Origin of the sequence: Amycolatopsis sp. lyj-109 (assembly GCF_046548995.1) — a bacterium.
Lineage (GTDB): Bacteria > Actinomycetota > Actinomycetes > Mycobacteriales > Pseudonocardiaceae > Amycolatopsis.
Genome location: NZ_JAJPWR010000004.1, coordinates 249,327 through 275,597, shown reverse-complemented (window position 1 = coordinate 275,597; position 26,271 = coordinate 249,327). Strand labels below are relative to the sequence as shown.

Below are 26,271 nucleotides of genomic sequence, written 5' to 3'. Positions count from 1 at the left end.
ATCCGTGACCGCCGGTCGAGGGTGCCGGAGAGAAACACTGGTTGCGCCGGAACTTGTTTCCTCGGCGCGGGAGCCGGGTTGATCACCGAGACCAGGTCATGGTGACACTGGTGCCCTCGGTTCCCTTGTCGATCGTGGCGTGGTCGGCCAGCGTGTGGATGAGCGGGAGTCCGCGGCCGTGCAGCAGACCGGGGCGCGCGGCGGGTTGCCACCGGCCGTGGTCGGCGACGGTCACGGTGAGGCTCTGGTCGCGGCTGCGGGCGAGCAGCGAGAAGGTGCCGAGCTGTCCGGGGTAGGCGTGCACGACGACGTTGGCCATGGCCTCGTAGACCGCCAGCTGCAGTCCGGGAATCCGATCGGGATGCAGGCCGGCGCGGGCGGCCCAGGCGGCGATCTCTTCGCGCAAGTGGGCGAGCTGCGCCGGGTTCGCCGGTGCAGCGGGATGGTAAAGATCCAAGACGTCGGATTCGCTCGTGGCGGAGCAGGGAACGCTTTCGTTGCCGGAATCGCCGGCTGGGGAATTCGGGGTGGGCATCGCGGATCAGGGCGAGGACAGAGCGTCGGTCCGGCTGGGGACGATCGTCAGGATCTTGTCGAGGCAGGTCAGGGCCATGGCCCGGTACGGCATGCCGTCGGCGGGGGCCACCACGCGGACCTGGCTTCCCGCGGATGCCGCCGTGTGGGCGTCGGCCAGGATCGACAGCCCGGAGGAGTCCAGGAAGGTGACCGCGGTCAGATCGATGATCAGCGTTGTGGGGTGCCGGGCGGTTGCGGCGGTGACGGTTTCGCTCACCAGCGGCGCGGTCAGCAAGTCGACTTCGCCGTGCAGGGCGATGACCAGTACCCCTTCGGGGCCTTCGACGACGTTCGAGCTGATGCGCACCGCATCGTCGGGTAGCCCGGGGTCTGCGCTCACGCAGCGCTCTCCATCATCGGCGCCATGAGGTCCTTCTTCCGCGCGAGTGAGGCGGATGCCCGCTTGCCCTGGGTACGTTACCCAGTCGAGCCACTGCTCAAACATCTGTGACCCACGGCCCTGGAGCACAGCGTTTTCCCGATGGCTCCGACCAACGCGGCGCCGGTTCAGCTCGGCGGTTGTAGCGGAAGCCTCTTGCCTTTGCCCTTGTTCTGGCCGTTGCCTCGAGTCTTGCCCTTGGCCTTGCCGTTCTCGGCGCCGGCGGTGCGCACGAGGTCCGGTCCGGTCGCGTCGGTGGGCCGGGACGCCTTCGGTGGCGGCAGCGAGGCAGAACCCTGCGGTGACCCCGCCCTCACCGTCGACTCGGGTGGCCTCTCGGAGGTCGCGGGTGCCGGACTGGGGGGAGTGGCCGATTCGGCGGCGGGCTCCCGCCCCGGTCCCGGTTCCGGGAGGTCGGGCCGGCCGAGGGGCCCGGTCGTGAGTGGTAATTAGGGTTAGAACCCGAATTACCACTCACGACGAGCTGCGGCAGACCTCGGACTTGCTAGCGCTTCAGGCCGTGTTCGATCGCCTCGATGATCCGCGGCCACCTCGCTGACCTTCTCCGCGCGGACCGCCAGCAGGGTGAGCGTTACCGCGGTGGCGGCGGTCGCGACGCTGCCGGCCACGACCCGTCCCCGCCTCCGGCGCACCGGCACGGTCTCGACCGGCTGTCGTAGCAGCTGCAGGACCTCCTCGGCCGTGGGCCGCTGGGCCTGGTAGACCCGGGCCGTGCCGCCGCGGCCGATCAGCCCGGCCACCTCGTAGCGGCCCGCGATCAGCTCAGGGGCATCGGCGGGAGAGCACCACGGCGGGACGCCGGCTGCATCGACCGAAAACCGCGGCGACGTCAGGGGGTCGTCTCCGGCGGGCTCACCGAGCATGGACACCCCTGATCGCTCGGGGCGAGGGCAGTGGGCCGGGCGTGGGATGGACCTCCGCGGGCGAGCAGGAACACCGGCCGCGGGCGTCGGCACGGCACCGGACTACGGCTGCTGGGCTGAACCGCGCAAGGCCTCCGACCCTACGTCGCCGAACGGGCGCCGGCTGCGCCCGTGTGCGAATCCCGACACTGTGGTTCACCCCGGCGGCGAGTGGGCACTTCGGCTCGTCACGCAGGAAGGGATAAGGAGCGATGACCGTTGTCGCGCGCGGTGCCGGACCTGGTCGCCGCCGACGGCGCGATTTCGCTGGAGGCGGAGACGACGGCTTCGGGCAGTCGTCGGTTACGTGAGGTCGCCGGCGCGCCGGCGATCGGCACTTGCCGCGGATCGGTGGTCGGCGGCCTTGCGGCGATGTTCCTGCGCGGCGGCGCCGCGGCCGTGCGCGGCATCTTCGTGTCGCTCGGCGGCGCGATCGTGAGCTTGTGCCGCGCGTCGCAGCGCGGCCTGCAGGCGGGCACGCGCGGCCCGTTCCCGCTGCTGCGCCGCCTGGAGCGCAGAGTTCGCGCGCTGCTTCCCCGCGTCGGCGTCGCCGGAGCGCCGGTGGGTGGCAAGGTCCGCTCGCCGCCGGCGGAGGTCGTCCACGCGCTCCGCGGCGAGGCGCGCGGCCTCCGCGGCGACCGCGCCAGGATCGACCGAGGCGTCCATCCGACGACGATCCCACGTTCCCCCGGCGCGGTGTCAGCCGGCGACCGGCGGTTTCACCGGAGCACTGGTCGGCTACCGGGTGTGTGTTGGCCCTGGCCGCGCTGGTCCGACGCCCCGGAGACCGCGGGACGGCGGATGTTAAGCAGCGCCGGGGAAAGTTGTCACGCGGCAGCGGCCTGGTAACCCGCCGGTGTTCCGGAGGAAACCGTCCGGAAATGGTTCGCCGGTGCACTGATCGGCATGACCTTCCAGCTCGACGGCCTGCACCGGCCGGTGATCGTGGTCGGCGGTGGCCAGGCGGGACTGTCGATGTCCCACTGCCTGACCAGTGCCGGGGTCGGGCACGTGGTGCTCGAACGCGAGCGCGCGGGGCACGAATGGCGGACCCGCCGCTGGGACAGTTTCTGCCTGGTCACGCCGAATTGGCAATGCCGGCTGCCCGGGTTCCCCTACCCGGGCGACGATCCGGACGGGTTCATGGTCCGGGACGACATCGTCGCCTACCTCGAGGCGTACGCGAGGGAGTTCGACGCCCCGCTGTACGAGGGAGTCGAAGCGACTCGGCTGCGGGCGCTGCCCGGCGGCGGGTTCCGGCTCGCGACCTCGGCCGGTGAGCTGACCGCCGATCACGTCGTGCTGGCCACCGGTCCCTATCAAGTGCCGCTGAAGCCGCGGACGGCCGAGCGGCTGCCCGAGCACGTGCTCCAGCTGCATTCGGCCGAGTACCGCAACCCGGCGCAGCTGCCGGATGGCGAGGTCCTGGTGGTCGGCACCGGGCAGTCCGGCTGCCAGATCGCCGAGGACCTGCACCTGGCCGGGCGCCGGGTGCACCTCGCCGTCGGGTCGGCGCCGCGGGTGGCCCGGCGCTACCGCGGCCGGGACGTCGTCGCCTGGCTCGACGCCATGGGCTACTACGCCCGGGGGATCGACGAGTTCGCCGACGCGGATGCCGTCCGGTTCCGGGCGAACCACTACGTCACCGGTCGCGACGGTGGGCACGACATCGACCTGCGCGCGTTCGCCGCGGACGGCATGCAGCTCTACGGCAGGCTGACTGGTGTCCGAAGTGGACAATTGAACTTCGGGGACGACCTGCGGCGCAACCTGGACGCGGCCGACGCGGTCTCCGAGGGCATCAAGGATTCGATCGACACCTTCGTCGCGCACCGCGGGATCGCGGCACCGCGGGAAGCGCGCTACCAGCCGGTGTGGCAACCGCCGGAGGGCTCGCGCACCCTCGACGCGGAAGCGCTTTCGGCCGTCGTCTGGAGCACCGGGTTCGGCCGCGACCACCGCTGGATCGACGTCCCGGTGTTCGACGGCAAGGGTTACCCGACCCACCACCGCGGCGTCACCAGCTGTCCCGGCCTGTACTTCCTCGGCCTGCCGTGGCAGCACACCTGGGGGTCCGGGCGGTTCTGCGGGGTCGCGGCGGACGCGGAGTACCTGACCCGGCGGATCACCGGCGGCGGTCGCGCGGACGTCCGGTGGCTCTCCGGCACGCCGGTGAGCACCTACCCGGCCGACGACGACTGGGTCGCGCCCCGGACGGTGGCGTGATGCGCTGGACCAACGACGCCCACCGGCACCTGGGCGTGCTGCCCGCGTACCCGTTCTACGGCGGTCCGCCGGTGGCCCCGGCCATCGGCAGCCGCGCGACGATCGGCGAACTGCTGGCCGACCTGGACCGCGAGGGCACCGAACGGGCGCTGGTGATCCCCAACTACGGTGTCCCGGACCCGGCGATCGCGTTCTCCTTCAACGAACTCTGCGTCGAGGCGGCGAGCGAGGACGACCGGATCAGCGCCGCGCTCTGGGTGTCCCCGCGTGCCGAAGACGCCGACCGCACCGAAGACGCCCTGAAACTCGCGGGCGAGGAAGGCGTGCGGGCGCTCAAGCTCAGCTTCCTGCTGGGCGGCAAAGCGTCCGACCCCGCCTGCAAGCCGCAGCTGGACCGGATCTTCGCCACCGCGCGGGAGCACGACCTCGTCGTGCACGTCCACACCTCGCCCGGCGCGGCGTCGGACATCGACGAGGTCGGCAAGCTCGTCGACGCCTACGCCGACGTGAACAAGCTGCACCTCGTCCACTTCGGCGGCGGGATGAGCGGGCACATCAAGCTCGTCGGCGGCCGGTTCTTCGACTGGATCGCCGCCGGCAAGCAGGTCTACACGGACCTGTCCTGGGCGATCGGCTTCACGCCGCGCTGGCTCGTCGAGGAGATCTCGCGCCGGGGTCTCGGCCACGACCGCGTGCTGTTCGCCTCCGACCAGCCGTGGGGCGATCACGAGGGCGAACTCGCGAAGCTGGCCGCCGCGGCCGGCGACGGCGAGTTCGCCGACCTGGTTTTCCGCGGCACGTTCGACGTGCTGTACGGACCGAAGAAAGGGAAATAGACCGATGGCAGAGCTGACCGAAACCGAGAAGACCAGCCTCGACGAGATCCCGCACCCGTCGCTGCCGCAGGGGTCGAGCCTCTACGGCGGGACCAAGGTCTTCCCGGACTACCAGGCCGAACCCGGCCAGAGCTACTTCACGCTCGTGCACGGCATCGCGCACGAGTCGTCGGTGAGCTTCGTGGCGATCCTGCAGGCCACCCGCGCGCTGCGGAAGGGCTTCGAAGCCGCGATCTACTTCTACGGCCCGGGTTCGCTGAACTGCCTGGCCACCCGCGGCTTCCCGACCACCGGCAACGCCGCGTTCCCCGGCGAGCTGAACATCAACGACCAGCTCAAGACGTTCATCAGCGAAGGCGGCAAGGCCTACTGCTGCCGGTTCGGCCTGTCGCTGCACGGCGCACGCGAGGAGGACCTCATCGAGGGCGTCATCCCGACCCACCCCCTGGATGTGCAGGACGCGCTGATCCACTACGCGCGCAAGGGCGCGATCATCAACTCCACCTACATGTTCTAGGAGCGGTAGTGCGCGTTGGCATCGATCAAGAGTTGGACATCCGCGCCGACATCGCCGTCCGCGGGGTGCGGGTGGACGCACCTGTGCAGCGCAGCAAGGGCGCCGGGCCGAGCGACGACGGCCACCTGGTCGTCGACGGTGCCAACGCGACCCTGCCGCTGAACGACGACAGCCCGTACGAGGTTCGCGACGGCCGCATCCACCGCGGCAGCGTCGACCTCGGCCTGAGCGTGACACCGGTGGCGCGGCCGCGGTTCTACGATCTGTCCACTTCGGACGGGGTGCCGTACCGGAAGATCGCGCTGCTGCACGGCAAGGACGTCCTCGCGACGACCGTCGTGCAGACGTGCGTCCGGTACCCGGAGGACCAGCGCTGCCGGTTCTGCACCATCGAGGAGTCGCTGCGGGCCGGAGCCACCGTGGCCGCGAAGACCCCGCAGCAGCTCGCGGAGGTCGCCGAAGCGGCGGTGCGCCTCGACGGCGTCCGGCAGATGGTGATGACGACCGGCACCACGGCCGGGCCCGACCGCGGGGCCCGGCACCTCGTCCGGTGCGTCCGGGCGGTGCTCGACGCCGTGCCGGGCCTGCCGATCCAGGTGCAGATCGAACCGCCGGGGGACCTCGGCGTGCTCAGCGAACTGCACGAAGCCGGAGCGACGTCGATCGGCGTCCACGTCGAGTCCCTCGACGACGACGTCCGGCGGCGCTGGATGCCGGGCAAGTCGACCGTGCCGCTGGCCGAGTACGAGGCCGCGTGGGCGGAGGCGGTCCGGGTGTTCGGCCGCAACCGCGTCTCGACGTACCTGCTGATCGGGCTCGGCGAGGACCCGGACGACCTGATCGCCGGGGCCGGGCGGCTGATCGGCATGGGCGTGTACCCGTTCGTCGTCCCGATGCGGCCGATGCTCGGCACTCTCGCTCGCCGTGACGGCGCCACCGCCCCTTCGCCGTCGCTGGTCGCCGAGGTCACCGGCCGAGTCGCGGCGCTGCTGCGGGCCGCCGGGATGACCGGGGCCGGTCAGGGCGCGGGCTGTGCCGCGTGCGGCGCCTGCGGGCTGCTCAGTGCGGCGGGAGGCTGACGTGGACCACGACATCCTCGCGCTGCTCGGCGACGTCCGCAGCGTCGCCGCCCGCCCGGCGTTGCACATCGAAGAGGCCGACCACAGTGGACTGGCGGCGTACCGCGCGTTGCGGCACGACGCGTTCGTGGCGCGGCAGGGCCTGTTCGCCGGGCACGACCTCGACGACCACGACAGCGACTCGCGCACGATCGTCCTGGTCGCGCGGGACACCGCCGGAGCCGTGCTCGGCGGCGTCCGGCTCGGCCCGGCGACCGACGGGCCCGACCTCGGCTGGTGGCGGGGCGGGCGGCTGGTCGTCGCGCCCGGCTCGCTGCCCGGGATCGGCTCGGCGCTGGTCCGCGCGGCCTGCGCGCGGGCCGAGACCGAGGGTGCGCTGCGCTTCGAGGCCACCGTCCAGACCCGCACCGAGCGCCTGTTCACCCGGCTCGGCTGGCAGCGGGTGCGGCCGGTGACCGTCGCCGGCCGCGGCCACGTGCTGATGCGGTGGCCGATCGGCCGGATCGCCGAGCTGGCCCGGTCGACGAAGGCCGCGCTCGGGCCGCTGCTGCGCGGGCTGACCGGTGTGCCCGGCTTCGTCGGCGACGACGGCGTCCCGCTGCCCGGCACCGATGTCGTCGCGGCCTGCGACGCGATCATCCCGGCCATGGTCGAGCGCGACCCGGAGTGGGCGGGCTGGTGCTCGGTGCTGGTCAACCTCAACGACCTGGCCGCCATGGGCGCCACGCCCACCGGGTTGCTCGACGCACTCGGCGCCCGGGACGCGTCGTTCGCCGCCCGTGTCCTCCGTGGACTACGGAAGGCGAGCGAGGCGTACGGCGTGCCGGTGCTCGGCGGGCACACCCAGTTCGGCGTCCCGGCTTCGCTGTCGGTGACGGCACTGGGCCGGACCACCGACCCGGTCCCCGGTGGCGGCGGACAGCCGGGCCAAGGCGTCTGGCTCACCGCCGACCTCGGCGGCGGCTGGCGGCCCGGCTACACCGGCCGCCAGTGGGACTCGACGAGCTTCCGCCGCACACCCGAGCTGCGCGCACTGCTCGGCTCGGTCGCGGCCGCGCGACCGGCCGCGGCCAAGGACGTCTCGATGGCCGGGATCGCGGGCACCCTCGGCATGCTCGCCGAAGCGTCCGGCTGCGGCGCGGTGCTGGACGTCGAACGGGTGCCGCGACCGCGGGGAGCGTCCACAGGGGACTGGCTGACCTGCTTCCCGGGCTTCGCGATGCTGACCACGGGGGCACCCGCACCCGCGAGCCCCGCGGTCACGGCGAACTGCGGTGAACTGGTCCCGGGCACCGGCGTCACGCTGCGCTGGCCCGACGGCGAAACGACGGCCGCCATCGACGGCGGCGTCACCGGATTGGGGAACTCATGACCACGCTCAGGATGGCCGCGGTGGCCGCGCCGTTCGACCGCGATCTCGAAGCCGACTTCGCCCGCATCGAGAAGCTGATCGGCGAAGCGAAGGCCGAAGGCGTCCGGCTGCTGGCCCTGCCCGAGGCCGCGCTCGGCGGCTACCTGGCCAACCTCGACGGCGGCGCCGAGGGGCCGCCCGCACTGGCCGCCGACGGTCCCGAGCTGAGACGGCTGGCCGCACTGGCCGGCGACCTGGTGGTCACCGCCGGGTACTGCGAACTCGACGGCGGCCGGCGCTACAACTCCGCGGTGTGCGTCAGCGGCGACGGCGTCCTCGGTCACCACCGCAAGGTCCACCAGCCCCTGGCCGAGAACGCCAGTTACGGCGCGGGCGGGGAGTTCGCCGCCTTCGACACGCCGGTCGGGCGGCTGGGCATGCTCATCTGCTACGACAAGGCGTTCCCCGAGTCCGCGCGGGCCCTGGCCCTCGACGGTGCCGCGATCGTCATCTGCATGTCCGCCTGGCCCGGCAGCCGGACCCACCCGGCCGCCGACCTCGCCGAAGACCGCTGGAAACGCCGGTTCGACCTGTTCGACCGAGCTCGCGCGCTGGAGAACCAGATCGTCTGGCTCTCGGCCAACCAGTCCGGCGCCTTCGGCGACCTGCGGTTCGTCGCGAGCGCCAAGGTCGTCGACCCCGGCGGCGAGATCCTCGCCGACACCGGCGTCGCCGAGGGCATGGCCATCGCCGAACTCGACGTCCACGAGGCGCTGGCCACCGCCCGGCGCTCGATGGGACACCTGGCCGACCGACGGCCCGATGCCTACGCGTTAGTGTCACGTGGATGGGGCAGATCCGCATAGGGGCCGTGGCCGCGCACTTCGGCCGCGACCTCGACTTCGACCTCCAGCGCATCGCGACGCTGATCGACCACGCGCGCTCGTCCGGCGCCGCGCTGCTGGTGCTGCCGGACGCGGCCCTCGGCGGCTACCTCGCCGACCTGCGCCACCCGGACCCGGACGCGCTGCCACCGGCGCTCGACCCGGACTGCGCCGAGCTGAAGACCATCCGGTCCCTGGCCGCGGAGATGGTCGTCTGCGTGGGCTACTGCGAGGCCGACGGGCCGCGGCGCTACAACTCGGCGGTGTGCGTCACCGGTGACGGCGTGCTCGGCCGGCACCGCAAGGTCCACCAGCCGCCGGGGGAGAGCGTCGCCTACGAGCCCGGTGACCGCTTCGCCGCGTTCGACACCCCGATCGGACGGCTGGGCATGCTGATCGACTACGACAAGACGTTCCCCGAGTCGGCCCGTTCCCTCGCCCTCGACGGCGCTGACGTCGTCGCTTGCCTGAGCGCGTGGCCGACCAGCATCACCAACCGGGCGCCGCGAATGGCCCAAGACCGCCAGTCCCGCCTCTTCGACCTCTACGACCAGGCCCGGGCGGCGGAGAACCAGGTTGTGCTGGTCTCGTCCAACCAGACCGGCGCGATGGGCGGAATGCGGTTCCTCGGCCAGGCCAAGGTCGTCGGGCCCGGCGGCGAGATCCTCGCCCGGACGTGGTCGAAGGCCGGGATCGCGGTGGCCGAGCTGGACGTCGCGCAGGAGATCGCCAACGCCCGGCGCGTCCTGCACCACCTGGGGGAACGGAAACCGTCGGTGTACCGGGAGGCTTGATGCGGATCGCCCTGCTGAGCTACTCGACCAAGCCCCGCGGCGGGGTCGTGCACACGCTCGCCCTGGCCGAGGCGTTGGCGGAACTCGGCGAGGACGTCACCGTGTGGACGCTCGGCCGCGGCGGCGACGCGGCGTTCTTCCGGCCGGTCGACCCGCGGGTCCGCCTGGCGATCGTCCCGTTCCCCGACGTGCCCGGCGAAGGTGTCGGCGAGCGGATCCTGCGGTCCATCGCGGTGCTGCGCGCGGCGTTCACCCCGGACGCCTACGACGTCGTGCACGCACAGGACTGCATCAGCGCGAACGCCGTCGACGCTTGCGTCCGCACGATCCACCACCTCGACACCTTCACCACGCCCGAGCTGGCCGCGTGCCACGAACGCGCGATCGTCCGGCCGTACGCGCACGTCTGCGTGTCGGCGTCGGTCGCCACCGAGGTCCGCGCCGGCTGGGGGATCGAGGCGGCGGTGATCCCCAACGGCGTCGACTACGACCGCTTCGCGACGGCTCGCCGTTCTTCGGCACGGGGGCGGTATGTCCTGGCCGTGGGCGGGATCGAGCCGCGGAAGGGCTCACTGGACCTGTTGGAGGCATACGCGCTGCTGGCCGAGCCGGACCTCCCCCTGCTGATCGCCGGCGGCGAGACACTCTTCGACTACCGCGAATACCGCACCCGCTGGGAGAAACGCGCCGCCGAGCTGGGCATCGAGCCAGTCGTCCTCGGCCCGGTCGCACATGACGAGCTGCCGTCGCTGATCGCGTCGGCGGCGGTGTTCGCGTTCCCCTCCACCAAAGAGGGCTTCGGACTGGCCGCGATGGAGGCCCTCGCCGCCGGGGTGCCGGTGGTGACCCGCGACCTACCCGTGCTGAGAGAGGTCTTCGGCGGAGCCGTGCGGTTCGCCGCCGACCCGCCCGGCTTCGCCCGGGAGCTACGCGCGGCGCTCGACGGCGCCGACCCGGCGCCCGGGCGGGCACTGGCCCGGCGCTACACGTGGGCCGCGGCCGCCGAAGCCCACCGGGCTTTCTACCGGGGCCTGTGACCGGTTTGCCTGGCGACGCGGGCAAGGCGGCGATCCGTTCGCCGGTGGCCGAGTTGCCCACGCGCGGCATCACCAGCTGACCTCGCCGGTGCACACCCGTTGCGGTCGCATCGGCGGCAATTTCGCGCAGGCCGCCGGCCCGGCATCGCTACGCCGCCGAGAACATCCTCGCCGTGGCGAACGCCGTCCACCACGCGACCGGCAACCGGGTGCGGGAGCTGCCGACCACCCCTGGACAAGCCGCTCTGAGCGACGTCCGGCGTCCTGGATGGCGGGGTCGCGGTGGAGGACGATGGCGGGGGAGGGGTGGTTCCGATGCCGCGTGAGGCGGAAGCCGGGGTGCTCCATGCTCGCCACGCCGGTGCGCACGGTAAGGCACGAAGGGATTACGGCTGGGCTACCGGCAGCACGTCATCGCAGCGCCGGTTGCGCTACACGGGTGACGACGGGTACACGAGAGTGTTGATCTTTGGGGTTCGAGGTAACCCGACCCGCCGGAATCTCGACCGAACCGGATAACGGATAGCGACCGTTGTCACGTCGGAGCGGGCGCTCGGCGGGGAGGCCGACAGGGCCGCTGGAGCAGTCGGGAGGCGGCCGGAATGAACGCACAACACCCGTTGCTCGGAGCGTTGACGTACCGGGCGCGGCACGCCCGCGTGCAGCCGCGGTGGTGGCTGCTGCCGGCGTTGCTGATCGTGGCCGCCGTCATCGCGATCGCCGACAGCCCGGGTGTGTTCGTCGCGGTGAGTGTGGTGGCCGCGGCGGCCGGGGTGTTCGGCGGGCTGTGGCGGCGGTGTTCGCGCGCCGCCGCTCAAGTCGAGGAGATACTCTCGACCGAGCTGGCTGCCGGTGAGGAGCCGCCCGGAGAGAGCCGTGGCCCGGTTCAGCGCGGTGGCGACGCGCGACCACCTGGTTGAGCCCACGTGGTGCCCGGCCGCCGGTCATGAGCACCGACATCCCCCGGTGTCCTCGTGGATGATGCGACGGCGCAGGCAGCTCCCAGGTCGAGGGTGCCGGAACGGCACCCTCGACCTGATCGAGAAGCCACGGCTCACCGACCTACGCCTACTAGTGCAGGGACAGTTCTTCGGTCGGCGTGGCAGTGGTGGCTGGTCTGCCGGGACAGGAACGGCCAACTCACCGCTCACAGCGGCCAACTCACACACCGGAACGGCCAACTCACCGGGCACGCGGGTGAGTTGGCCGTTGCGGTTGGTGAGTTGGCTGTTGCGGTTGGTGAGTTGGCCGCTGCGGGCTCCCCGCTGTAGGTAGTCACGTGACTGTTGGCCTAACGTGCCTTACCGCTCACGACCAGCCGCGGCAGACCGGCCAGCCGGGTTTTGCCAGGTCGCGCGCACAAGTGTCCCTGTAGTACTAGCACGCGTAGTTACTGCCCCTACCGGAAAGGTAGTAGTCGGAAACCCAGCCGAAATACCCGCCATAATGCACGGCGGACCACGTCGAGACACCATTGACCGTGTCGCCGAAGCGGTAGCAGTTGAGCGAGACCCAGTTGCCCCAGGGTACCCGGGTGAGGAGCTGGCAATTGCCGCCGGGCCCGGTCCGCATCGCCGGCCCGCTGTAGCCCGACACCTGGTTGACTGCCTGGGCGGAGTAGGGGTCGTAGTCCGGCGCGGACGGCCCGCAGGTCACCGCGGCGACGGCGGGCGAGGCGGTGGCGAGGGCGGGCGAGGCGGTGGCGACGGAGAAGCCGGCGATGGCCAGCGTGGTGGCCGCGATACCAAAACCGAATTTACGTAGACCTGTACGCATTGATCTCCCCTGATTCAGAGCAATTGATGATTTCGTGTGCAATTTCTTCTGATTCATCGGCGTGCTGCAGCCGACCCGGTCCGGCGGTCGGCCCCGCTGCAGTGCAGACGGTGGGCCACCGGTTCGTCATGACCACACCGCGTTCCGGCAATCGCCTGGTCAGCGGTCGCACGGCGGGTGGAGGCGGAGTAGTAAGGGGGGCGGGGAGGTAGGCATCGTGGGGGTAGAGCTGCGGGTGCTCGGGCCGGTCGAGTTGCGGGTCGACGATCGGCTGGTGGAGGTCGGTCATGCGCGGCAGCGGTGTGTGCTGGCGGTGCTGCTGGTGGAGGCGAACCGGGTCGTCACGGTGGAGCAACTGCTGGACCGCGTGTGGGCGGAGCGGTTGCCCTGCAAGGCACGGCAGGTGGCGAGCAACTACGTGTCACGGCTGCGGCGGGTGCTGGCGGGCGAAGTCGCCATCGTGCGGCAGGGCGGCGGATACGTCCTGCAGGTGGATCCGGAGGCTGTGGACCTGCATCGGTTCCGCCTGTTGGTGAAGCGGGCACGCGGGCGGCGCGGGGCGCGGGCGCTGGTGTTGCTGGAGGAGGCAGCCGGACTCTGGCAGGGCGAGGTTTTCGACGGGCTGGACACGCCGTGGATCGCCGCGGTCCGGGAAAGCCTGACACGGGAGCGGTTCGCCGCCGACCTCGACCGCGTGGACCTGGCGCTCGCGCAGGGGAGACACGCGGCCTTGTGCGCCGAGCTGGCCGAGCGAGCAGATGCGCATCCGCTGGACGAACGGGTCGCCAGGCAGTTGATGCTCGCCTTGTACCGCAACGGCCGCCAAGCCGAGGCCCTCCTGCGATTCGACAGCATCCGCGCCCGCTTGGCCGACGAGGTGGGTGCCGATCCGAGTCGGGAACTGCGCGACCTGCACCGGCGAATCCTGAACACGGACCCCGCTCTTGCGCACATCGCCGCGCCTGACGTGCCGCGGCAACTGCCTGCGCCCCCAGCGTTCACGGGCCGCACCGCCGAACTGACGCTGCTGGACGAGACACTGGCCGAAACGTCCGGCGCAGTGCCGATCGCCGCGATCGGCGGGGCCGGAGGGATCGGCAAGACCTGGCTGGCCCTGGCGTGGGCGCACCGCCGGCTGGACCGGTTCGCGGACGGGCAGCTGTTCGTGGACCTGCACGGGTTCCATCCCACCGCACCGCCCGTCGCGCCCGGCACGGCGCTGTTCGGCTTCCTCACCGCACTGGGAGTCGCCCCGGACCGCGTTCCTGCCGGCCTGGACGCCAGAGCGGCGCTGTACCGGAGCCTGGTCGCGGGGCGGGAAATGGTGGTGGTGCTGGACAACGCCGCCACCGCCGACCAGGTGATCCCGCTGCTGCCTGGTGGTCCGGCGTGCACCGTGCTGGTCACCGGCCGCACCAGGCTCGCCTCCTTGATCGACCGGCACGGCGCCCGCCACCTGCAGCTGGACGTCCTGCCCCGCGCCGAGGCCTGCGCCCTGCTGTCGGCACGCTTGGGCGCCGACCGGGTGGCTGCCGAGCCCGACGCGGTCGACGAGCTGGTCGAGTTGTGCGGCGGCTACCCGCCGGCCTTGTCTTTCACCACCCGCCAGGCCGCGACCCGCCCCGGCAGCTCGCTGGCCGAGGTTGCCGCGGATGTCTACGCGCGGGTCCTTGCCGCCACCCCGCCCCCGACCCAGACCGTCGAGTTCCCTGCACTGCGAAACGCGCGAGACCTGGTCGTGCGGCGCTCGATCGACGGGGAAGTGGCCGCCGGCAGGGTGTCACCGCCGTCCCCGGTCGAGCAGGACTGGGTCGGTCTGCGCCCGCACCTCACCCGGCTGGTCGGGCGCGCGGGCGACGCGGCCCGGTTGGCCGCACTCCTCGACCGCGAACGTCTGGTTTCGGTGACCGGGGCCGGTGGTTGTGGCAAAACGGCGCTGGCGGTGCATGTCGCGTACGAATCAGCATGCCGGAGGCAGCTGGCGGGTCTCGCGTTGGCCCTTGCCACGGTCAGGTCGGTCGAACAGGTCGTGCACGCCCTGGCCGCGCTGCTTCGCGCCGGCGATGGCGGGGACGACCTCGACGGCGCGTACGCGGCTGTCGAGCGGGCGCTCGCGGCCGGACCGCGGCTGCTGGTGCTCGACAGCTGTGAGCACCTCGTCGGCGACGTCGCGGACTTGGTGACCCGGATGTTGAGCACTTGCCCCGAACTGGTCGTGCTGACGACTTCCCGGCAGCCGCTCGGCGTACCGGGCGAGGCCGTGTTCGCGCTGGAACCGCTGCCCGTTCCGGTACCCGGTGCACCGGACGAGGCGGTGCTGGGCGTCCCGTCGGTCGAGCTTTTCGCCGAACGCGTCCACCGCGCCGCGCCATCGATCACCATCACCGGCGCGGACGTCGACCACGTTGCGGAACTGTGCCGCAGGCTCGATGGGCTGCCGTTGGCGCTCGAACTCGTTGCTGCCCGGGCTCGCGCCTTCCCGCTGCACGAACTCGTCGAGCGGGTCGGCCGCGACTTGACGCTGCTGTTCCGCACGTCGTCGAGTGGTGACTCGCGGCACACGACCCTGGACGCGACCCTCGATTGGTCCTTCCGGCTGCTGCCGCCCGATCAGCAGCGCCTCTTCGCGCGGATGTCGGTGTTCGCAGCCGGGTTCACCGCCGAGGACGCCGCAGAGGTGTGCGGGTTCGCGCCGCTGCGCTCCGGTACGGTCGCGGCGAAACTCGCCGCGCTCGTCGATCGCTCGCTCGTGCAGCCCTGCGACGTGGCCGGGATCCGACGGTACCGGCTGCTCAACGTGATCCGGACGTTCGCCGGATCCCGGCTCGTCGGCCTCGGAGAGTTCGAAACCACGATGCGCCACCACCTCGATCGGTGGCTCGCGCTCGCCAGGGACATCGACCGGCTGCCCCGCTACTCCGATCGCGAGCTGCGGTGGGCGGCCATGGAGCCGGACGCGGCGAACCTGCGCCAATGCCTGCAGTTCGGCCTCGACACCGACCACGCGCTCGACGCGGCCGAGATCGTCGCCAAGTCATTCGAGTTCTGGCTGGTGAACAAGGGTTATCTCACCGAGGGACGCGCCTGGCTGCAACGGATGCTGGCACTGCCCGGCCTGGCCGCCCGTCCCGAGATCCGCGCGCTGTTGCGGTTCCACCGCGGGCTCGTCGTCAAGATGCTCGGCGACATTCCCGGCAGCCTGACGCTGTTGTGCCCGGTGGTCGGCGAACTGGCCACCCACCGGCGTCGTGAACACCTCGAGGCGCGGGCGGGCGTGCTCAACGCCAAGATGCTCGCGCTCGACCCCTCGGTGCTGGACGACGTGGAGCCCGCGGTCGCTGCTGCGCTGGATTGGCCGAACAGCGACGACGCCCGGATGGTGTTCAATTCCGCCGGCAGCACGATGAACACCTGGGGCCGCTACTCCCGAACGTTGGAAATCGGTGCGGCCTACGACCAGTGCAAGCTCGACCTCAGCAGTTCCTCGATGGCCGCGAAGCTCACCGTGATGGTCGAGGCCCTGCTCGGCCTCGGTGACCTCGCCTGTGCCACCGCGCTGATCGACGACCTCATCGGCCTGGCCGGCCGGGTCACCCACGCCGCGGAGCAAGCCGCTCCGCGCCGGGTGATCGCCTCCCACTACCTGGTATGCCAGGAACCCGACCGGGCGCGGCGCTTCCTCGACGAGGCCCTCACCACGCTGAGCACGGCGCTACCGCTGCTGACCTCGCGGTTCGTCCCGCTGCAGATCCTGCTGGCCGAGGCGCAACGACAGTGCGGCGACCCCACGACCGCCCGCCACACCCTGCAGGACGTCCTGCTGAGTGCCCGCGGCCGGTCGGACTTCAAGCACACCTTCGCCGCCCCGCTGTGCGCGGCACTCATCGCGGCCGACCTGGGTGACACCGAGGCCGCCCACCGTCTGATCATCCGCTGGAACCATGCCCGGCGCACGCACGGGCTGCCCGTGCCGGTCGGCTTCGTCACGCCGGCCACCACACTGGACCTCGATCCGGCACCGGCCGGCCGACCGGCCAAGGTGTGGCACCCCGCGGCCTTCACCGCCTGCCTCGACGCGACCGGCACCTGGTGCGCGCAGCCGGGTCCCGCTCACGTGCCAGGGTGATCACGACCCTGATCGGCATGTTCCGACCGGCCTCCGGCCATGGCGTCGAAGGCCGGTCACGGTGTCACGAGCGCACGAACGTCCAGGTCACCGGGATGGTGCCCAGATCGGTGTCCGCCAGCTGGGCGAACGCCGGCTGGCTGAGGTCGATGTGCGCGCTGTCGCAGCTCGGGCACTTGTCGGCCACGGGCACGGTGATGGTCCGGCCGTTGTACGACACCCGGATGGACACGCCCCGGCACAGCGGGTCGTTGTTCGGGTTGGTCGTGGTCCAGTACGCGGTCGGCGCCGCGACGAGCAGCTGGGTGGCGACGTTGATCTGCGTGCCGCAGGCGCCGAAGCCGGCGTCGTTGTAGTAGGTGGCGCGGCCATTGACCGGCTGGTCGAAAGGAATGTCGGCCCATGCCGTACCGCTCGTGGTCAGGGGAAGTGTGGCTGCGGCGGCCAGCACGACGAGCTGTCATCGTTGACAATGGGGCGGAAACCAGTCGATTCGAAATCTACCGTGCGCCTGCCGCGGGGTGGTGCTCGAAGCGGGCGATCTCGCGGAGGGACTCGACTGCCTGGCGCACGGACGCTTCCCACAGCACCTCGCCGTAGCCCGGGGTCGCCTGCGTGGGGTCTCCGACGACACCGGGGGTGCCGAAGTCGTTCGAGAGCCAGCCGAAGCTCACGGGGCGGCCGTTGAAGCCGATGTGCTCGAAGGCCGCGAGGTGTTCGGGCACCCAGCGCTCGGCCCGCGAGAGGTCCACGAGGTCGGGGCGCAGGTGCAGGACGAGGGAGGTTTCCGCGGCGCCGCCGTGGATGCCGAGCTCCCGCTCGTCGAGCCCTTCGCCCGCGGGCGGGGCCGCGCGGACGAGCGAGGGCATGAGGAAGGTCTTGAGCCCGGAGCATTTGCGGATTTCCCGCAACGCCACTTGCAGGAGCGCGACGTTCCCGCCGTGCCCGTTGAGGAACACGAGCGTCCCGGCGCCCATGAGCGCTACCGACCGTCCGATTTCGACGGTGGTGCGCAGCAGGGTCTCGGCGTCGAGCCAAACCGTGCCGGGCGCCCAGCTGTGCTCGTCGGATTTCGTGTAGGTCAGCGTGGGGAGCTGCCAGACGTCGATGCCCTCGGCGGCAGCGCTTTCGACGGCGGCGCCGGCCACTGCTTCCGCGATCAGGGCGTCGGTGCTGAGCGGCAGGTGCGGCCCGTGGTGCTCGATCGCGCCGGTGGGGAGGACGATGATCGATTCCCGGCCGATCCGGTCCGCGAGGGACGGGCCCGCGAGTTCGGCGAGGGCGCGGTTCATATCTTGGCCTGCGCGGGCAGCGTCACGGCGAGCTCGGGCACGCCCAGGTGGCCGGGGTTGAGCAGCCCGTCCGGGTCGGTGCGTTCTTTGAGCGCGAGGAGCTCCTCGACGCCGTGATCGACGTAGAACTGGTGCGGGCTGTGGACGCGTACGCCGAGTTCGACGAGCTTCGCGTACCCCGCGTAGACGTCTGCCGCGCCCGTGTATTCCGCGACGAGCATCCCGATGGGGAAGCGGTGCGCGGCTTCGATGTGCAGGATACCGCCGGGGTACACGGCCTCGACCTCGTGGATGCGGTCGATCAGCGCCTCGCCGCCGACCTCGACGTGGAAGTAGTCCTTGCCGGGGCTTTTCTTCTTGAGCCACCAGATGGGGTGGTTGTAGGAGAGCATCGAAACCCGGATCGTCTGCTGGACCCCTGCGCGCACGTCTTCGACCGAGCCGCGGGCTCTTGCGATGAGCGACGACGCCGTATCGAGCGCCGTCACGTCGATGATCGCGCGCAGGCTCGCGCGCCCGGCGGGGATCGCCGGGTCCGTGGGGAGCCGTTCCGCCACGGCGGCCCGGTCCGCGCTCACCAGCCGGGGCAGCGGCTCGATCTCGCGGAGCGTCCGTACCGCGCCGAGCGCCTCCTCGAAGGTGGGGAAGCTCGCGTACACGGCCCGCCAGTCCTGGGCCGTTTCGAGCCGGACCGTCGCGCGGGCGATCACCCCCGCGGTGCCGTAGGTGTGCACGAAGGTCCGCGCGTCGTCGCCCTCGACGTGGGTGAGGGCCGGCGTGGTACCCGGGAGGGCGACGTCGAGCGCGACGACGAAGCCCTCCCAGTTCGTGCCGTGCGCGATCGACCCCGTGCCGCCCGAGCCCCCGGAGAGGAAACCGCCCAGGGTGGACTGCGCGGTCGACGGATACATCCAGAGCTGCTGGCCGCTCGCATCGGCCGCTCGTTCCAGGAGTGCCAGGGAGGCGCCGGCTTCGGCCGTGATGACGCCGTCGCCCACTTCGACGACGGCGCGGGCGCGCGTCGTGTCGAGGATCAGGCCGCCGTGCAGCGGGATGCCCTGCCCGTAGTTGCCCGTGCCCTTGCCACGGGCCGTGACGGGGACGCGGTGGCGGGTCGCGGCGGCCACGACCGCCGCGATCTGCTCCGCGTTCGCCGGGTAGGCCACGAGGTCGGCGAGGCCGAGCGGGAGCTGCTCGGAAAGGATGGGGCTCATCGTGGCTTCGTCGACCGAGGCGCGCTCGCGGGTCTTGAGGTCGGCGCTCACGCCGCGCTCGCCGAGCAGCCCGGCGAGTTCGGCGCGCAGCGCCTCGATGGTCTCAGTGCTGGTCATGGCGCTCCTGTTCACCAGCCGAGGCCGATTTTCGGGTCGAGGAACTGGTTCGTGACGAGGTCGCCGGGGACGAGGCCGCTCTTGACGTGACCGCCCGTCTTGGAAAAGACCGGCGCCGCGATCTTGATGAACTCGGACACGCGCTGGTCGTCCATCGCGCCGACGTGCTCGTTGCCGGCGTCGGTGGCGATCTTGAGGTCCTTCATCTGCGCGACGGCCGCCTTGCCCACGGCGGCGTCGTAGGTCCAGCCGTTGTTGTAGGCCTGCACGAGCTTGACGATGAGGTCGTTCGTCGCCGCCGGGTTCTTCAGGAAGTCGACATCGGCCTGCTGCATGACGGGCACGAGCTTCTTGAGGCACGGCGAGAGCGAGGCCAGTTCGGTGGTGCGGACCGACATCGTCTGGGGGTACGGGGACCACCCGGTGTCCGCGACGAGCTGGAACTTCAGCGGCTTGCCCCACGCGGCGACTTCGTTCTGGTAGACGTACGGCTCAGCGGTCGCGAAGCCCTGCTGCGCGTCCTTGCCCTTGGCGGTCACGAACTTCGCCGGGGCGCCGTCGTAGCTCCCGTCGAGGATGCCGGCGGGCAGGTAGCCCGCGTCGGTGAGGTAGGCCATGTAGGCGGCGCCGTTGAAGTACCGGACGACGCCGCCGTTCGCCTGGAGCTTGGTGCCGAGGTCCTTGATCGTGGCGACGTCCGGGTAGGTCTTCGGGTCCCACATGATCATCATCGGCGACTTGTCGTTCTGGGCGAACACGGCCGTGGTCGGCATGTCCCCGGAGAACTGGACGGCCTCGTCGGTGGAGACGTAGCCGAGGGTGATCGACTTGTCCTGGTTCATCTGGGCCGAGACCTTCGAGAAGCCGATCGCCGGCCCGCCGGCGCGGACCTGGAGCTTGACGCCGGTCGGCCGGCCGTTGGCGTAGAGGTCGCTCGTCACGGACTTCTGGCCGGCATCGATCGCGGGGTTGGGGCCGAGCATTTGGTAGAGGTGCCCGTGGTCGGCCTCGGGGTTCCAGTCGGTCTGGACGACGACCGTCGACGGGCACACGCCGGCGAGGTCGACGGTGGGTCCGGTCGGGACGGGCGCCGCGGGCGCTGCGCCGGCGTCGGCCGATCCGCTCGCGCCGCAGGCGGTGAGGGCGACGGCGAGCGTGGCGACGGACAGGATGGCGGCGGCAGTGCGGGATCGGGTGCGCATGGAACTCCGTTTCGGGGGTGCGGGGTGGGTCAGGTGAAGTCGAACCAGCGGCCGACCGCGAGCCGGCCGATGAGCCCGAAGGCGAGGAAGACGGCGATGCCGTAGAGCGAGGCGATGATGATCGTCGCGTACAGCTCGGGACCCATCAGCCGGGACGCCGTGACCTGGATCAGGACGCCCAGGCCGGGATCGCCGCGCTGGAAGAACTGGTCGCCCACGATCGCGCCGATCACGGACAGGCCCGCGGACGTGCGGAGGCCGACGAAGATCGAGGGGAGCGCGGCCGGGATCTGCAGCTTGACCAGGCGGGTCAGCCGACCGGCGCCTTGGAGCGCGAACAGCTCGCGTTGCGCACGGTCGGTGGAATGCAGGCCGAAGAGGGTGTTCGAGACCATGGGGAACAGCGCGATCATCACGGTGACGATCACGCGGGAGAGGAAGGCGTAGCCGAACAGCGCCCCGATGAGCGGCACGAGCGCGAGGATCGGCACGCACTGAAGCACGACAGCGTACGGATACAGCGCCTTCTCGAGGCCCTTGGCCTGGGCCATGACGGTGGCCCACAGGATCCCGAGGACGATGGCGGCGCCGAGCCCGGCGAGCGAGACGACCGTCGTGCGGCCGAGTGCGGTCCACAGTTCCGCGTTGAACCCGGTCGGGGCGCCATCGGGGCGGGTGTCGTTGATGATCGCCGTCAGCACGAGGTGCGGGTACGGCACGAGGTAGGGCGACTCGACCACCTGGTCGTAATACGCCGCCGCCGCGTACCACAGCCCGGCGAAGACGCCGAAGGCCACGACGGGCTGCCACCACGACGCCGGTTTCCGGCTGCGGCGGGGCTTCAGGCCGGAGCGTGCGGCGGTGGTGCGGCGTACCGCGGTTTCCTGCAGCGTGGGCATCAGCGGTGCCCCTTCCTGAGCGCGTGCGAGACATCGCCGACGAGCTCCGCGAACTCGGGGGTGAAGCGGATGTCGGGATCCCGCGGCATCGGGAACGGCACGTCGAACCGCGCGACGATGGAGCCCGGCCTCCCGGACATGACGACGACCTTGGTCGAGAGGTAGACGGCCTCGGAGACCGAGTGCGTGACGAACAGCCCCGCGAAGCGCTGCTCGGTGAACAGCCGCAGCAGTTCGTCGTTGAGGCGTTCGCGTGTGATCTCGTCGAGCGCCCCGAACGGCTCGTCGAACAGGAACAGTTCGGGGTCGAGCGTGAGCGAGCGCGCGAGGGAGACGCGCATCTTCATGCCGCCCGAGAGCTGTTTCGGAAGGTGCTTCTCGAAGCCGTCGAGGCCGACGAGGCCGATCGCGGCGGCCGCCTTCGCGGTCCGGTCCATTTTGGACGCCCGGTTGAGCTCGGCGAGGAGTTCGACGTTGCCCCGGACCGACCGCCACGGAAGGAGCGTCGCGTCCTGGAAGACGTAGCCGATCCGGCTCGTGTTCACGTCGGTCGTTCCGCCCGAAGCCGATTCGAGGCCCGACGCGATGCGCAGCAGCGTCGACTTGCCGCAGCCGCTCGGGCCCACGATCGAGACGAATTCGCCGCGGTCCACGGTGAGGTCGACGCCGCCGAGCGCCGCCGTGCCGTCGGGGAAGACGAGGTCGACGTCGCGGAAGTCCAGCAGGGTCGAACGGACGGCGGGCTCGGCCGCGGTCGTGGTGGACATGCGATTCCCTTCAGGATGCGGGGACGAAGACCGGCAGTGCCGGGAGTTCGCGGTGTGCCTCGGTGATCGCGACGACGCGGCCGCGGTGGATGACGATGCGGTCGGCGGGCGCGGTGGCGATCGCGTCGACGAGGTTCACGGCCCGGATGGCGAGGAAGTCGGCTTGGGCGCCGACCACCGCCCCCGCGGGTGGCAGCCCCATGACGGATCTCGCACCGGTGCTCACGAGGCCGTAGGCCTCCTCCGGGGAGAGATGGCCCGCCGTGACGAGCAGCGACGCGGTTTCGAGTGCGTCGCCGCGGCCCACGGGGTTGAACGGATCGCGCACGTTGTCCGCCCCGGCCCCCAGGCGGACGCCCGCGTCGAGAAGCTCGCGCAGCGGCGCGAGACCGCGCGGCGTCGAGACGGGGTGCTCCCAGCCCTGGAGGTAGAGATTCGTGATGGGAAGGGTGACGATGCCGACGTCCGCGGCCTTGACGTCCGCGATGATCGCGTCCCGGCGCGCGGCTTCGAGGGTGCCGAGCCGCACGCAGTGGCCTGCCGTGCGCGAGCGGCCGGCCGGCCAGTCGCGCACCGCGCGGGCATAGGCGTCGAGGGTGACGGGGCCGGAAAGGTTCTCGTCGGCGTGGAGGTCGGCACCGATCCCGCGCCGCTGCGCGAGCGCGAGCAGCCGCGCGAGGTCCGCCGCGGGATCGGGAGCGAGGTGCGGAGCGCCGCCGACGAGGTCGACGCCGGCGTCCAGGACCGCTTCCACGTGCTGGTCGGGGCAGTCCGGTGCGGCGAGCGCCACGAGTTCGATGTCCATCAGGCCCGCGAGCTCGTCCCGGACCTGTACCAGGGCACGGGCTCCGCGCGTCACGTCTTCGAGGCCCGCGCCGCCGTCGCCGAGGACGTCGACGTGGGACCGGATCGCGGTGGTGCCCGCGGCGAGCATCGCGAGGGCCTGCGCGCGGGCGCGCTCGACGATCGACTCGACGCTCATCGCCGACGCATGGCGCCGCCACGCGTCGATCGCGGAGCCGAGGTCACCGAGCTTCGGGTTGACGGCGTCGAAGCTCCGGGCTTTGTCGAGATGCGCGTGCGGCTCGGCCGGGGCGGGGAGCAGCAGCCGGCCACGCAGATCGAGCGTCGGCCCGAGCGGCTCGGCCGTGCCCGCGGCGGCGATCCCGGTGACCACGCCCGAGGCGATCGAGAGGTCGACGACGCGCCCGTCGGGCAGCTTCGCGTTGCACACCGCGGCAATCGGGCGGGGCAGCGAGTCGGCCATGTGCTCTCCGGTGTCGGGGTGGTGCGGAACCGCGGGGATGGTGTAAATGTTGACCGCATCAACATTGGCCGACAGTACGGAGCCGAGATTGCCGATGTGTAAAACCCCGTGTTCTTTGTGTTGCCCCTGCGACCCGGTGCGGCGCTCACCGTGAAGGAAGCCGACCCCGCGCCGTCACGCGTCGTGGACGAGCAGTCCGAGCGAGTCGGCGCGCGCATCCGCGAGCTGCGCCGCTCTCGTGGCCTCACGCTCGTCCAGCTGGCGGGGCGCACCGGACTTTCGCACCCGTTCCTCAGCCAGCTGGAGCGGGGCCACACCCGGCCGAGCATGGTTTCGCTCGACCGCATCGCGAAGGCGCTCGGCACGACCCAGGTCGAGCTCATCGCGGCCGGTGCCCCGGGTCTGCCGGACGCCGAGAGCGGGCGAGCCGACGTGCTGCGCGCCGGTGAGGGCGCCCGCAACCGGTTCCCCCACGGCGAGGTCAGGCTGCTCACGCGCGGCAGGCGGGCGTTCGATCCGATCGAGTGGACCGGGACCAGCTCCGAATTCGGGGACTACTTCCGCCACCCCGAGGACGAGTTCGTCCACGTCGTCGGCGGGGCGCTCCTGCTGGACCTCGAGAAGGACGGGACGGTCCGGCTCGACGTGGGGGACTCCGTCTACTACCCGGGCGGCACGGCACACCGCTGGTGCTCGCCCGACGGATCACGGTTCCACCTCGTCGTGGTGAAACAGGCGTGCTGACGATCCGGGGCGCCGACCGCATTCTCGTCGATTCGTCCACTGAGGACAGTGGTGATCTCGCGCTCGACGACGGTTCCCCGCACCGGACGGTACTCGACGCCTCAGGGTGCGTGGTGACGCCGGGGCTCGTCAATGCCCACCACCACCTCCTGCAGAGCGCGTTCCGCACCCTGCCCGGAACGCGGGGGGTGCCGATGGCCGACTGGCTGCCCGCGATGGCCGCCGCCTACGGGCGGGTGGGCCACGACCCGGAGGCCTACGCCGTCGCCGCCTCGGTGGGTGCCGCCGAAAGCCTCCTGTGCGGTGTCACGACCATCGCGGACCACCATCTGAACTGGCCGCACGGCGCCGCGATCGCGGACACGGTCGCCCTCGCGAGGGCGACGGCCGAGGCCGTCCGGTCCCTCGGTGCCCGGCTCGTCTTCGTGCGCGGCTCGGCGCGGGACGATCCGGAGTGGGCGGGCGAGTCCGCCGACGCCATCGTGACCGCGCTCGTTCCCGGGGCCGCCTGCGGGATCTCGCCGGACGGCATGCTCCAGGTCGCGGTCGGCCCCGCCGGGGTCCATTCCGACGCGCGGGAGACGTTCGCGGCCCTTGGTGCGGTCGCGGCCCGCTACGGCCTGCGCCGCCGGACTCAGGCCAACGAGCAGGTCGACACCGCGATCGCCGTCGAGCGCTACGGGCGCAGGCCGCTCCAGCTCCTCCACGAATGGGGCTGGCTGGCACCGGACGTCACCGTTGCACACCTGTGCGACGTCACGCCGGGGGAGATCCGCCTGCTCGCGCGGGCGGGGGTGACCGCGACCCACGCGCCGGGGTGCGACGTGCCCATGGGGTGGGGCGTGGCGCCGGTCGCCGCGCTGATCGAGGCGGGCGTCGTCGTCGGCCTGGGGACCAGTGGCGGGGGAAGCAACGACGCCGGGCACCTGCTCGCCGATGCGCGGCTCGCCCTTCAAGTGTCCGGTCTCGTGGGGGCACAGCTTCCCGCGCGCACCGTGCTCGGGATGGCCACGGCGGGTTCCGCCGCGGGGCTGGGCCGGCCCGAGCTCGGGCAGCTGGGTGCCGGGTCGGCGGGTGACCTGTGCGTGTGGGACGTGTCCGGTGTCGCCGATGCGGGCGTGCACGATCCGATCGCGGGACTGCTGTGGGCGTCGCCCGGCCGGCGGCCGAAGCACGTGGTCGTCGGGGGACGTGTTGTCGTGCGGGACTACCGGCTGGTCACGGCCGACGAGGCGGAGGTCGCGGCGCGCCTGCGCGAACGGCTCGCCCGCACACCACCGACGGTTTAACTGGATCGTGACAGAACGGCGAGGGCGGGGTAAAGGAAAGCCCGGACGCTGGCTGCATGACCGAAGCCGAGGTACCGCCGAAGACCGGCAAGCGAGCGAGGACCTCGATCAGCCGTGAGCTGATCGAGCTTGCGGCGCTGTTCATCGCCACCGGGGTCGCGGATCTGTTCGTCAGCACGTTGTCCCACAACAGCGTCGGGCCGGTCGTGCTGTTCGCGTTGGGTGGGCTGCTGGTGGCCACCGCCGGGTGGCGCCGGTGGTGGACCCACCGTCCGCGGCCGGAGCGGGCGCGCGGCACCGCGGACGAAGATCCACTGCGGACCGGGGTGGCGTGGCGGGTGCGCGCCACGGTGCGTGACGTGCCGGGGAGTTTGGCGGGGGTGACGGCCGCGTTGGCGGCGCACCGCTACGACATCGTCTCGTTGCAGGTGCTCGCGGTTCCGGACGGCGTGGTCGACGAGTTCCTCGTCCGCGCGCCGGACGGCGCGGCGGCGGCGGACATCGCCACGGTCACCGAACTGGGCGGTGGCCGGGACGTGCGGGTCGTCCCGGCGGACGTGCACGAGTTCGTCGACCTGCCGACCCGCGTGCTGACGATCGCGGCTGCGGAGGAACCGGACCTGGCCCGGTTGCTGACGGCGGTGCTGGGGGCTTGCGGCATCGAACGGAAACCCGCCGGGCGTCGCGGAAAGAGGGCCGGTGAAGGCATCGACGGAACGGTGCTGAGGCTGGTGGACACCGACGGCGTTGTGGTGGTGGTGACCCGGCCGTCGCTGCCGTTCACCCCGGTGGAGTTCGCGAGGGCCAAGGCCGTGCTCGACCTCCGGCGGCGGCTGGCCGGACCACGGGGTGGTGAACCCGGCGGGCTCGCCGCGGCACCGGCCGGTGGCCGTGATCGACCGCCGGAGGCGAATCCGGGCTGAATCCCCGGCCGTCGAGCAGGGCGGGAGAAACCCTCCGTTGCCGGGTCTTGTTC

25 protein-coding genes are annotated in these 26,271 nt (G+C 71.7%); 14 read left to right on the top strand and 11 right to left on the bottom strand.

The window, feature by feature from the left end; genetic code table 11:
• Nucleotides 1–82: 82 nt before the first annotated feature.
• The 3 genes from ACLJQF_RS11030 to ACLJQF_RS11020 all read right to left on the bottom strand — a co-directional run bounded on the left by ACLJQF_RS11030 (nucleotide 83) and on the right by ACLJQF_RS11020 (nucleotide 1,839).
• A complete protein-coding gene (locus ACLJQF_RS11030; protein ID WP_410608157.1) occupies nucleotides 83–457 on the bottom strand; it encodes an ATP-binding protein in 375 nt (124 codons plus the stop codon).
• A gap of 84 nt (nucleotides 458–541) precedes the next feature.
• A complete protein-coding gene (locus tag ACLJQF_RS11025) occupies nucleotides 542–916 on the bottom strand; it encodes an STAS domain-containing protein (RefSeq protein ID WP_410608156.1) in 375 nt (124 codons plus the stop codon).
• Nucleotides 917–1,422: 506 nt separating this feature from the next.
• Nucleotides 1,423–1,839, bottom strand: a complete 417-nt coding sequence (locus ACLJQF_RS11020; RefSeq protein ID WP_410608155.1) for a hypothetical protein — start codon at nucleotides 1,837–1,839, stop codon at nucleotides 1,423–1,425.
• A 258-nt stretch (nucleotides 1,840–2,097) separates the two neighbouring features.
• On the opposite strand from ACLJQF_RS11020, the gene ACLJQF_RS11015 reads away from it, so the two are divergent.
• The 10 genes from ACLJQF_RS11015 (at nucleotide 2,098) to ACLJQF_RS10970 (ending at nucleotide 11,522) form a co-directional block, all read left to right on the top strand.
• Nucleotides 2,098–2,727, top strand: a complete 630-nt coding sequence (locus ACLJQF_RS11015) for a hypothetical protein (protein WP_410608154.1) — start codon at nucleotides 2,098–2,100, stop codon at nucleotides 2,725–2,727.
• Between the two features lie 57 nt (nucleotides 2,728–2,784).
• Complete coding sequence (locus ACLJQF_RS11010) at nucleotides 2,785–4,104, top strand: MSMEG_0569 family flavin-dependent oxidoreductase (protein ID WP_410608153.1); 1,320 nt, start codon at nucleotides 2,785–2,787, stop codon at nucleotides 4,102–4,104.
• On the top strand, nucleotides 4,104–4,940 hold the full coding sequence (locus ACLJQF_RS11005; RefSeq protein ID WP_410608152.1) for an amidohydrolase family protein: 837 nt from the start codon (nucleotides 4,104–4,106) through the stop codon (nucleotides 4,938–4,940). The genes ACLJQF_RS11010 and ACLJQF_RS11005 overlap by 1 nt, the downstream gene beginning before the upstream one ends.
• Nucleotides 4,941–4,944: 4 nt before the next feature.
• Entirely contained in the window at nucleotides 4,945–5,457 is a 513-nt protein-coding gene (locus ACLJQF_RS11000) for an MSMEG_0572/Sll0783 family nitrogen starvation response protein (RefSeq protein WP_086864132.1), read from the top strand.
• 8 nt (nucleotides 5,458–5,465) lie between these two features.
• Entirely contained in the window at nucleotides 5,466–6,536 is a 1,071-nt protein-coding gene (locus ACLJQF_RS10995) for an MSMEG_0568 family radical SAM protein (RefSeq protein ID WP_410608151.1), read from the top strand.
• 1 nt (nucleotide 6,537) lies between these two features.
• A complete protein-coding gene (locus ACLJQF_RS10990) occupies nucleotides 6,538–7,908 on the top strand; it encodes an MSMEG_0567/sll0787 family protein (RefSeq protein WP_410608150.1) in 1,371 nt (456 codons plus the stop codon).
• Nucleotides 7,905–8,753, top strand: coding sequence for a carbon-nitrogen hydrolase family protein (locus ACLJQF_RS10985; protein WP_410608149.1), 849 nt, complete (start codon nucleotides 7,905–7,907; stop codon nucleotides 8,751–8,753). Before ACLJQF_RS10990 ends, ACLJQF_RS10985 begins: the two co-directional genes overlap by 4 nt.
• Nucleotides 8,735–9,565 carry a carbon-nitrogen hydrolase family protein gene (locus ACLJQF_RS10980; RefSeq protein ID WP_410608148.1) on the top strand — a complete coding sequence of 277 codons (831 nt, stop codon included), beginning with the start codon at nucleotides 8,735–8,737 and terminating at the stop codon, nucleotides 9,563–9,565. Before ACLJQF_RS10985 ends, ACLJQF_RS10980 begins: the two co-directional genes overlap by 19 nt.
• A complete protein-coding gene (locus ACLJQF_RS10975) occupies nucleotides 9,565–10,602 on the top strand; it encodes an MSMEG_0565 family glycosyltransferase (RefSeq protein ID WP_410608147.1) in 1,038 nt (345 codons plus the stop codon). The genes ACLJQF_RS10980 and ACLJQF_RS10975 overlap by 1 nt, the downstream gene beginning before the upstream one ends.
• Before the next feature lie 602 nt (nucleotides 10,603–11,204).
• On the top strand, nucleotides 11,205–11,522 hold the full coding sequence (locus ACLJQF_RS10970; RefSeq protein ID WP_410608146.1) for a hypothetical protein: 318 nt from the start codon (nucleotides 11,205–11,207) through the stop codon (nucleotides 11,520–11,522).
• 457 nt (nucleotides 11,523–11,979) lie between these two features.
• On the opposite strand, the gene ACLJQF_RS10965 is transcribed toward ACLJQF_RS10970, so the two are convergent.
• Complete coding sequence (locus ACLJQF_RS10965; protein WP_410608145.1) at nucleotides 11,980–12,435, bottom strand: hypothetical protein; 456 nt, start codon at nucleotides 12,433–12,435, stop codon at nucleotides 11,980–11,982.
• Between the two features lie 160 nt (nucleotides 12,436–12,595).
• On the opposite strand from ACLJQF_RS10965, the gene ACLJQF_RS10960 reads away from it, so the two are divergent.
• The gene (locus ACLJQF_RS10960; protein ID WP_410608144.1) at nucleotides 12,596–16,504 is read left to right on the top strand and encodes a BTAD domain-containing putative transcriptional regulator; all 3,909 of its coding nucleotides are present in this window, start codon (nucleotides 12,596–12,598) and stop codon (nucleotides 16,502–16,504) included.
• Nucleotides 16,505–16,568: 64 nt separating this feature from the next.
• Here the strand turns inward: ACLJQF_RS10960 and ACLJQF_RS10955 are convergent, their stop codons facing one another.
• Genes ACLJQF_RS10955 through ACLJQF_RS10925 form a run of 7 tightly spaced genes read right to left on the bottom strand, consistent with a single transcriptional unit; the run spans nucleotide 16,569 to nucleotide 23,262 of the window.
• Nucleotides 16,569–16,955: a cysteine/serine endopeptidase inhibitor gene (locus ACLJQF_RS10955; protein ID WP_410608143.1), complete on the bottom strand. Its 387-nt coding sequence runs from the start codon at nucleotides 16,953–16,955 to the stop codon at nucleotides 16,569–16,571.
• Between the two features lie 49 nt (nucleotides 16,956–17,004).
• Complete coding sequence (locus ACLJQF_RS10950) at nucleotides 17,005–17,796, bottom strand: creatininase family protein (protein ID WP_410608142.1); 792 nt, start codon at nucleotides 17,794–17,796, stop codon at nucleotides 17,005–17,007.
• Entirely contained in the window at nucleotides 17,793–19,127 is a 1,335-nt protein-coding gene (locus ACLJQF_RS10945) for an FAD-binding oxidoreductase (protein ID WP_410608141.1), read from the bottom strand. The genes ACLJQF_RS10950 and ACLJQF_RS10945 overlap by 4 nt, the downstream gene beginning before the upstream one ends.
• Before the next feature lie 11 nt (nucleotides 19,128–19,138).
• A complete protein-coding gene (locus ACLJQF_RS10940) occupies nucleotides 19,139–20,329 on the bottom strand; it encodes an ABC transporter substrate-binding protein (protein WP_410608140.1) in 1,191 nt (396 codons plus the stop codon).
• Nucleotides 20,330–20,358: 29 nt separating this feature from the next.
• Entirely contained in the window at nucleotides 20,359–21,228 is an 870-nt protein-coding gene (locus tag ACLJQF_RS10935) for an ABC transporter permease (RefSeq protein ID WP_410608139.1), read from the bottom strand.
• Complete coding sequence (locus tag ACLJQF_RS10930) at nucleotides 21,228–21,995, bottom strand: ABC transporter ATP-binding protein (protein WP_410608138.1); 768 nt, start codon at nucleotides 21,993–21,995, stop codon at nucleotides 21,228–21,230. The genes ACLJQF_RS10935 and ACLJQF_RS10930 overlap by 1 nt, the downstream gene beginning before the upstream one ends.
• A gap of 10 nt (nucleotides 21,996–22,005) precedes the next feature.
• Nucleotides 22,006–23,262 (bottom strand): amidohydrolase family protein, encoded by a 1,257-nt coding sequence (locus ACLJQF_RS10925; protein ID WP_410608137.1) that lies wholly within the window; start codon nucleotides 23,260–23,262, stop codon nucleotides 22,006–22,008.
• Nucleotides 23,263–23,379: 117 nt separating this feature from the next.
• Here ACLJQF_RS10925 and ACLJQF_RS10920 point away from each other — a divergent pair, with 117 nt between their 5' ends.
• From ACLJQF_RS10920 to ACLJQF_RS10910, 3 genes are read left to right on the top strand one after another with little or no spacing between them, the layout of a single operon-like run.
• Nucleotides 23,380–24,006, top strand: coding sequence for a helix-turn-helix domain-containing protein (locus ACLJQF_RS10920; RefSeq protein WP_410608136.1), 627 nt, complete (start codon nucleotides 23,380–23,382; stop codon nucleotides 24,004–24,006).
• The gene (locus tag ACLJQF_RS10915; RefSeq protein ID WP_410608135.1) at nucleotides 24,000–25,295 is read left to right on the top strand and encodes an amidohydrolase family protein; all 1,296 of its coding nucleotides are present in this window, start codon (nucleotides 24,000–24,002) and stop codon (nucleotides 25,293–25,295) included. Before ACLJQF_RS10920 ends, ACLJQF_RS10915 begins: the two co-directional genes overlap by 7 nt.
• A gap of 56 nt (nucleotides 25,296–25,351) precedes the next feature.
• Complete coding sequence (locus tag ACLJQF_RS10910; protein WP_410608134.1) at nucleotides 25,352–26,218, top strand: hypothetical protein; 867 nt, start codon at nucleotides 25,352–25,354, stop codon at nucleotides 26,216–26,218.
• Nucleotides 26,219–26,271 lie beyond the last annotated feature (53 nt).

What these genes read in the sequence shown, in the direction of transcription:
- ACLJQF_RS10965 (WP_410608145.1), bottom strand. Translation starts at nt 12,435, where the DNA reads ATGAATCAGAAGAAATTGCACACGAAATCATCAATTGCTCTGAATCAG.
- ACLJQF_RS10970 (WP_410608146.1), top strand. Translation starts at nt 11,205, where the DNA reads ATGAACGCACAACACCCGTTGCTCGGAGCGTTGACGTACCGGGCGCGG.
- ACLJQF_RS10950 (WP_410608142.1), bottom strand. Translation starts at nt 17,796, where the DNA reads ATGAACCGCGCCCTCGCCGAACTCGCGGGCCCGTCCCTCGCGGACCGG.
- ACLJQF_RS10945 (WP_410608141.1), bottom strand. Translation starts at nt 19,127, where the DNA reads ATGACCAGCACTGAGACCATCGAGGCGCTGCGCGCCGAACTCGCCGGG.
- ACLJQF_RS11010 (WP_410608153.1), top strand. Translation starts at nt 2,785, where the DNA reads ATGACCTTCCAGCTCGACGGCCTGCACCGGCCGGTGATCGTGGTCGGC.
- ACLJQF_RS10935 (WP_410608139.1), bottom strand. Translation starts at nt 21,228, where the DNA reads ATGCCCACGCTGCAGGAAACCGCGGTACGCCGCACCACCGCCGCACGC.
- ACLJQF_RS10975 (WP_410608147.1), top strand. Translation starts at nt 9,565, where the DNA reads ATGCGGATCGCCCTGCTGAGCTACTCGACCAAGCCCCGCGGCGGGGTC.
- ACLJQF_RS10910 (WP_410608134.1), top strand. Translation starts at nt 25,352, where the DNA reads ATGACCGAAGCCGAGGTACCGCCGAAGACCGGCAAGCGAGCGAGGACC.
- ACLJQF_RS10940 (WP_410608140.1), bottom strand. Translation starts at nt 20,329, where the DNA reads ATGCGCACCCGATCCCGCACTGCCGCCGCCATCCTGTCCGTCGCCACG.
- ACLJQF_RS10980 (WP_410608148.1), top strand. Translation starts at nt 8,735, where the DNA reads ATGGGGCAGATCCGCATAGGGGCCGTGGCCGCGCACTTCGGCCGCGAC.
- ACLJQF_RS11005 (WP_410608152.1), top strand. Translation starts at nt 4,104, where the DNA reads ATGCGCTGGACCAACGACGCCCACCGGCACCTGGGCGTGCTGCCCGCG.
- ACLJQF_RS11020 (WP_410608155.1), bottom strand. Translation starts at nt 1,839, where the DNA reads ATGCTCGGTGAGCCCGCCGGAGACGACCCCCTGACGTCGCCGCGGTTT.
- ACLJQF_RS10925 (WP_410608137.1), bottom strand. Translation starts at nt 23,262, where the DNA reads ATGGCCGACTCGCTGCCCCGCCCGATTGCCGCGGTGTGCAACGCGAAG.
- ACLJQF_RS11000 (WP_086864132.1), top strand. Translation starts at nt 4,945, where the DNA reads ATGGCAGAGCTGACCGAAACCGAGAAGACCAGCCTCGACGAGATCCCG.
- ACLJQF_RS10985 (WP_410608149.1), top strand. Translation starts at nt 7,905, where the DNA reads ATGACCACGCTCAGGATGGCCGCGGTGGCCGCGCCGTTCGACCGCGAT.
- ACLJQF_RS10930 (WP_410608138.1), bottom strand. Translation starts at nt 21,995, where the DNA reads ATGTCCACCACGACCGCGGCCGAGCCCGCCGTCCGTTCGACCCTGCTG.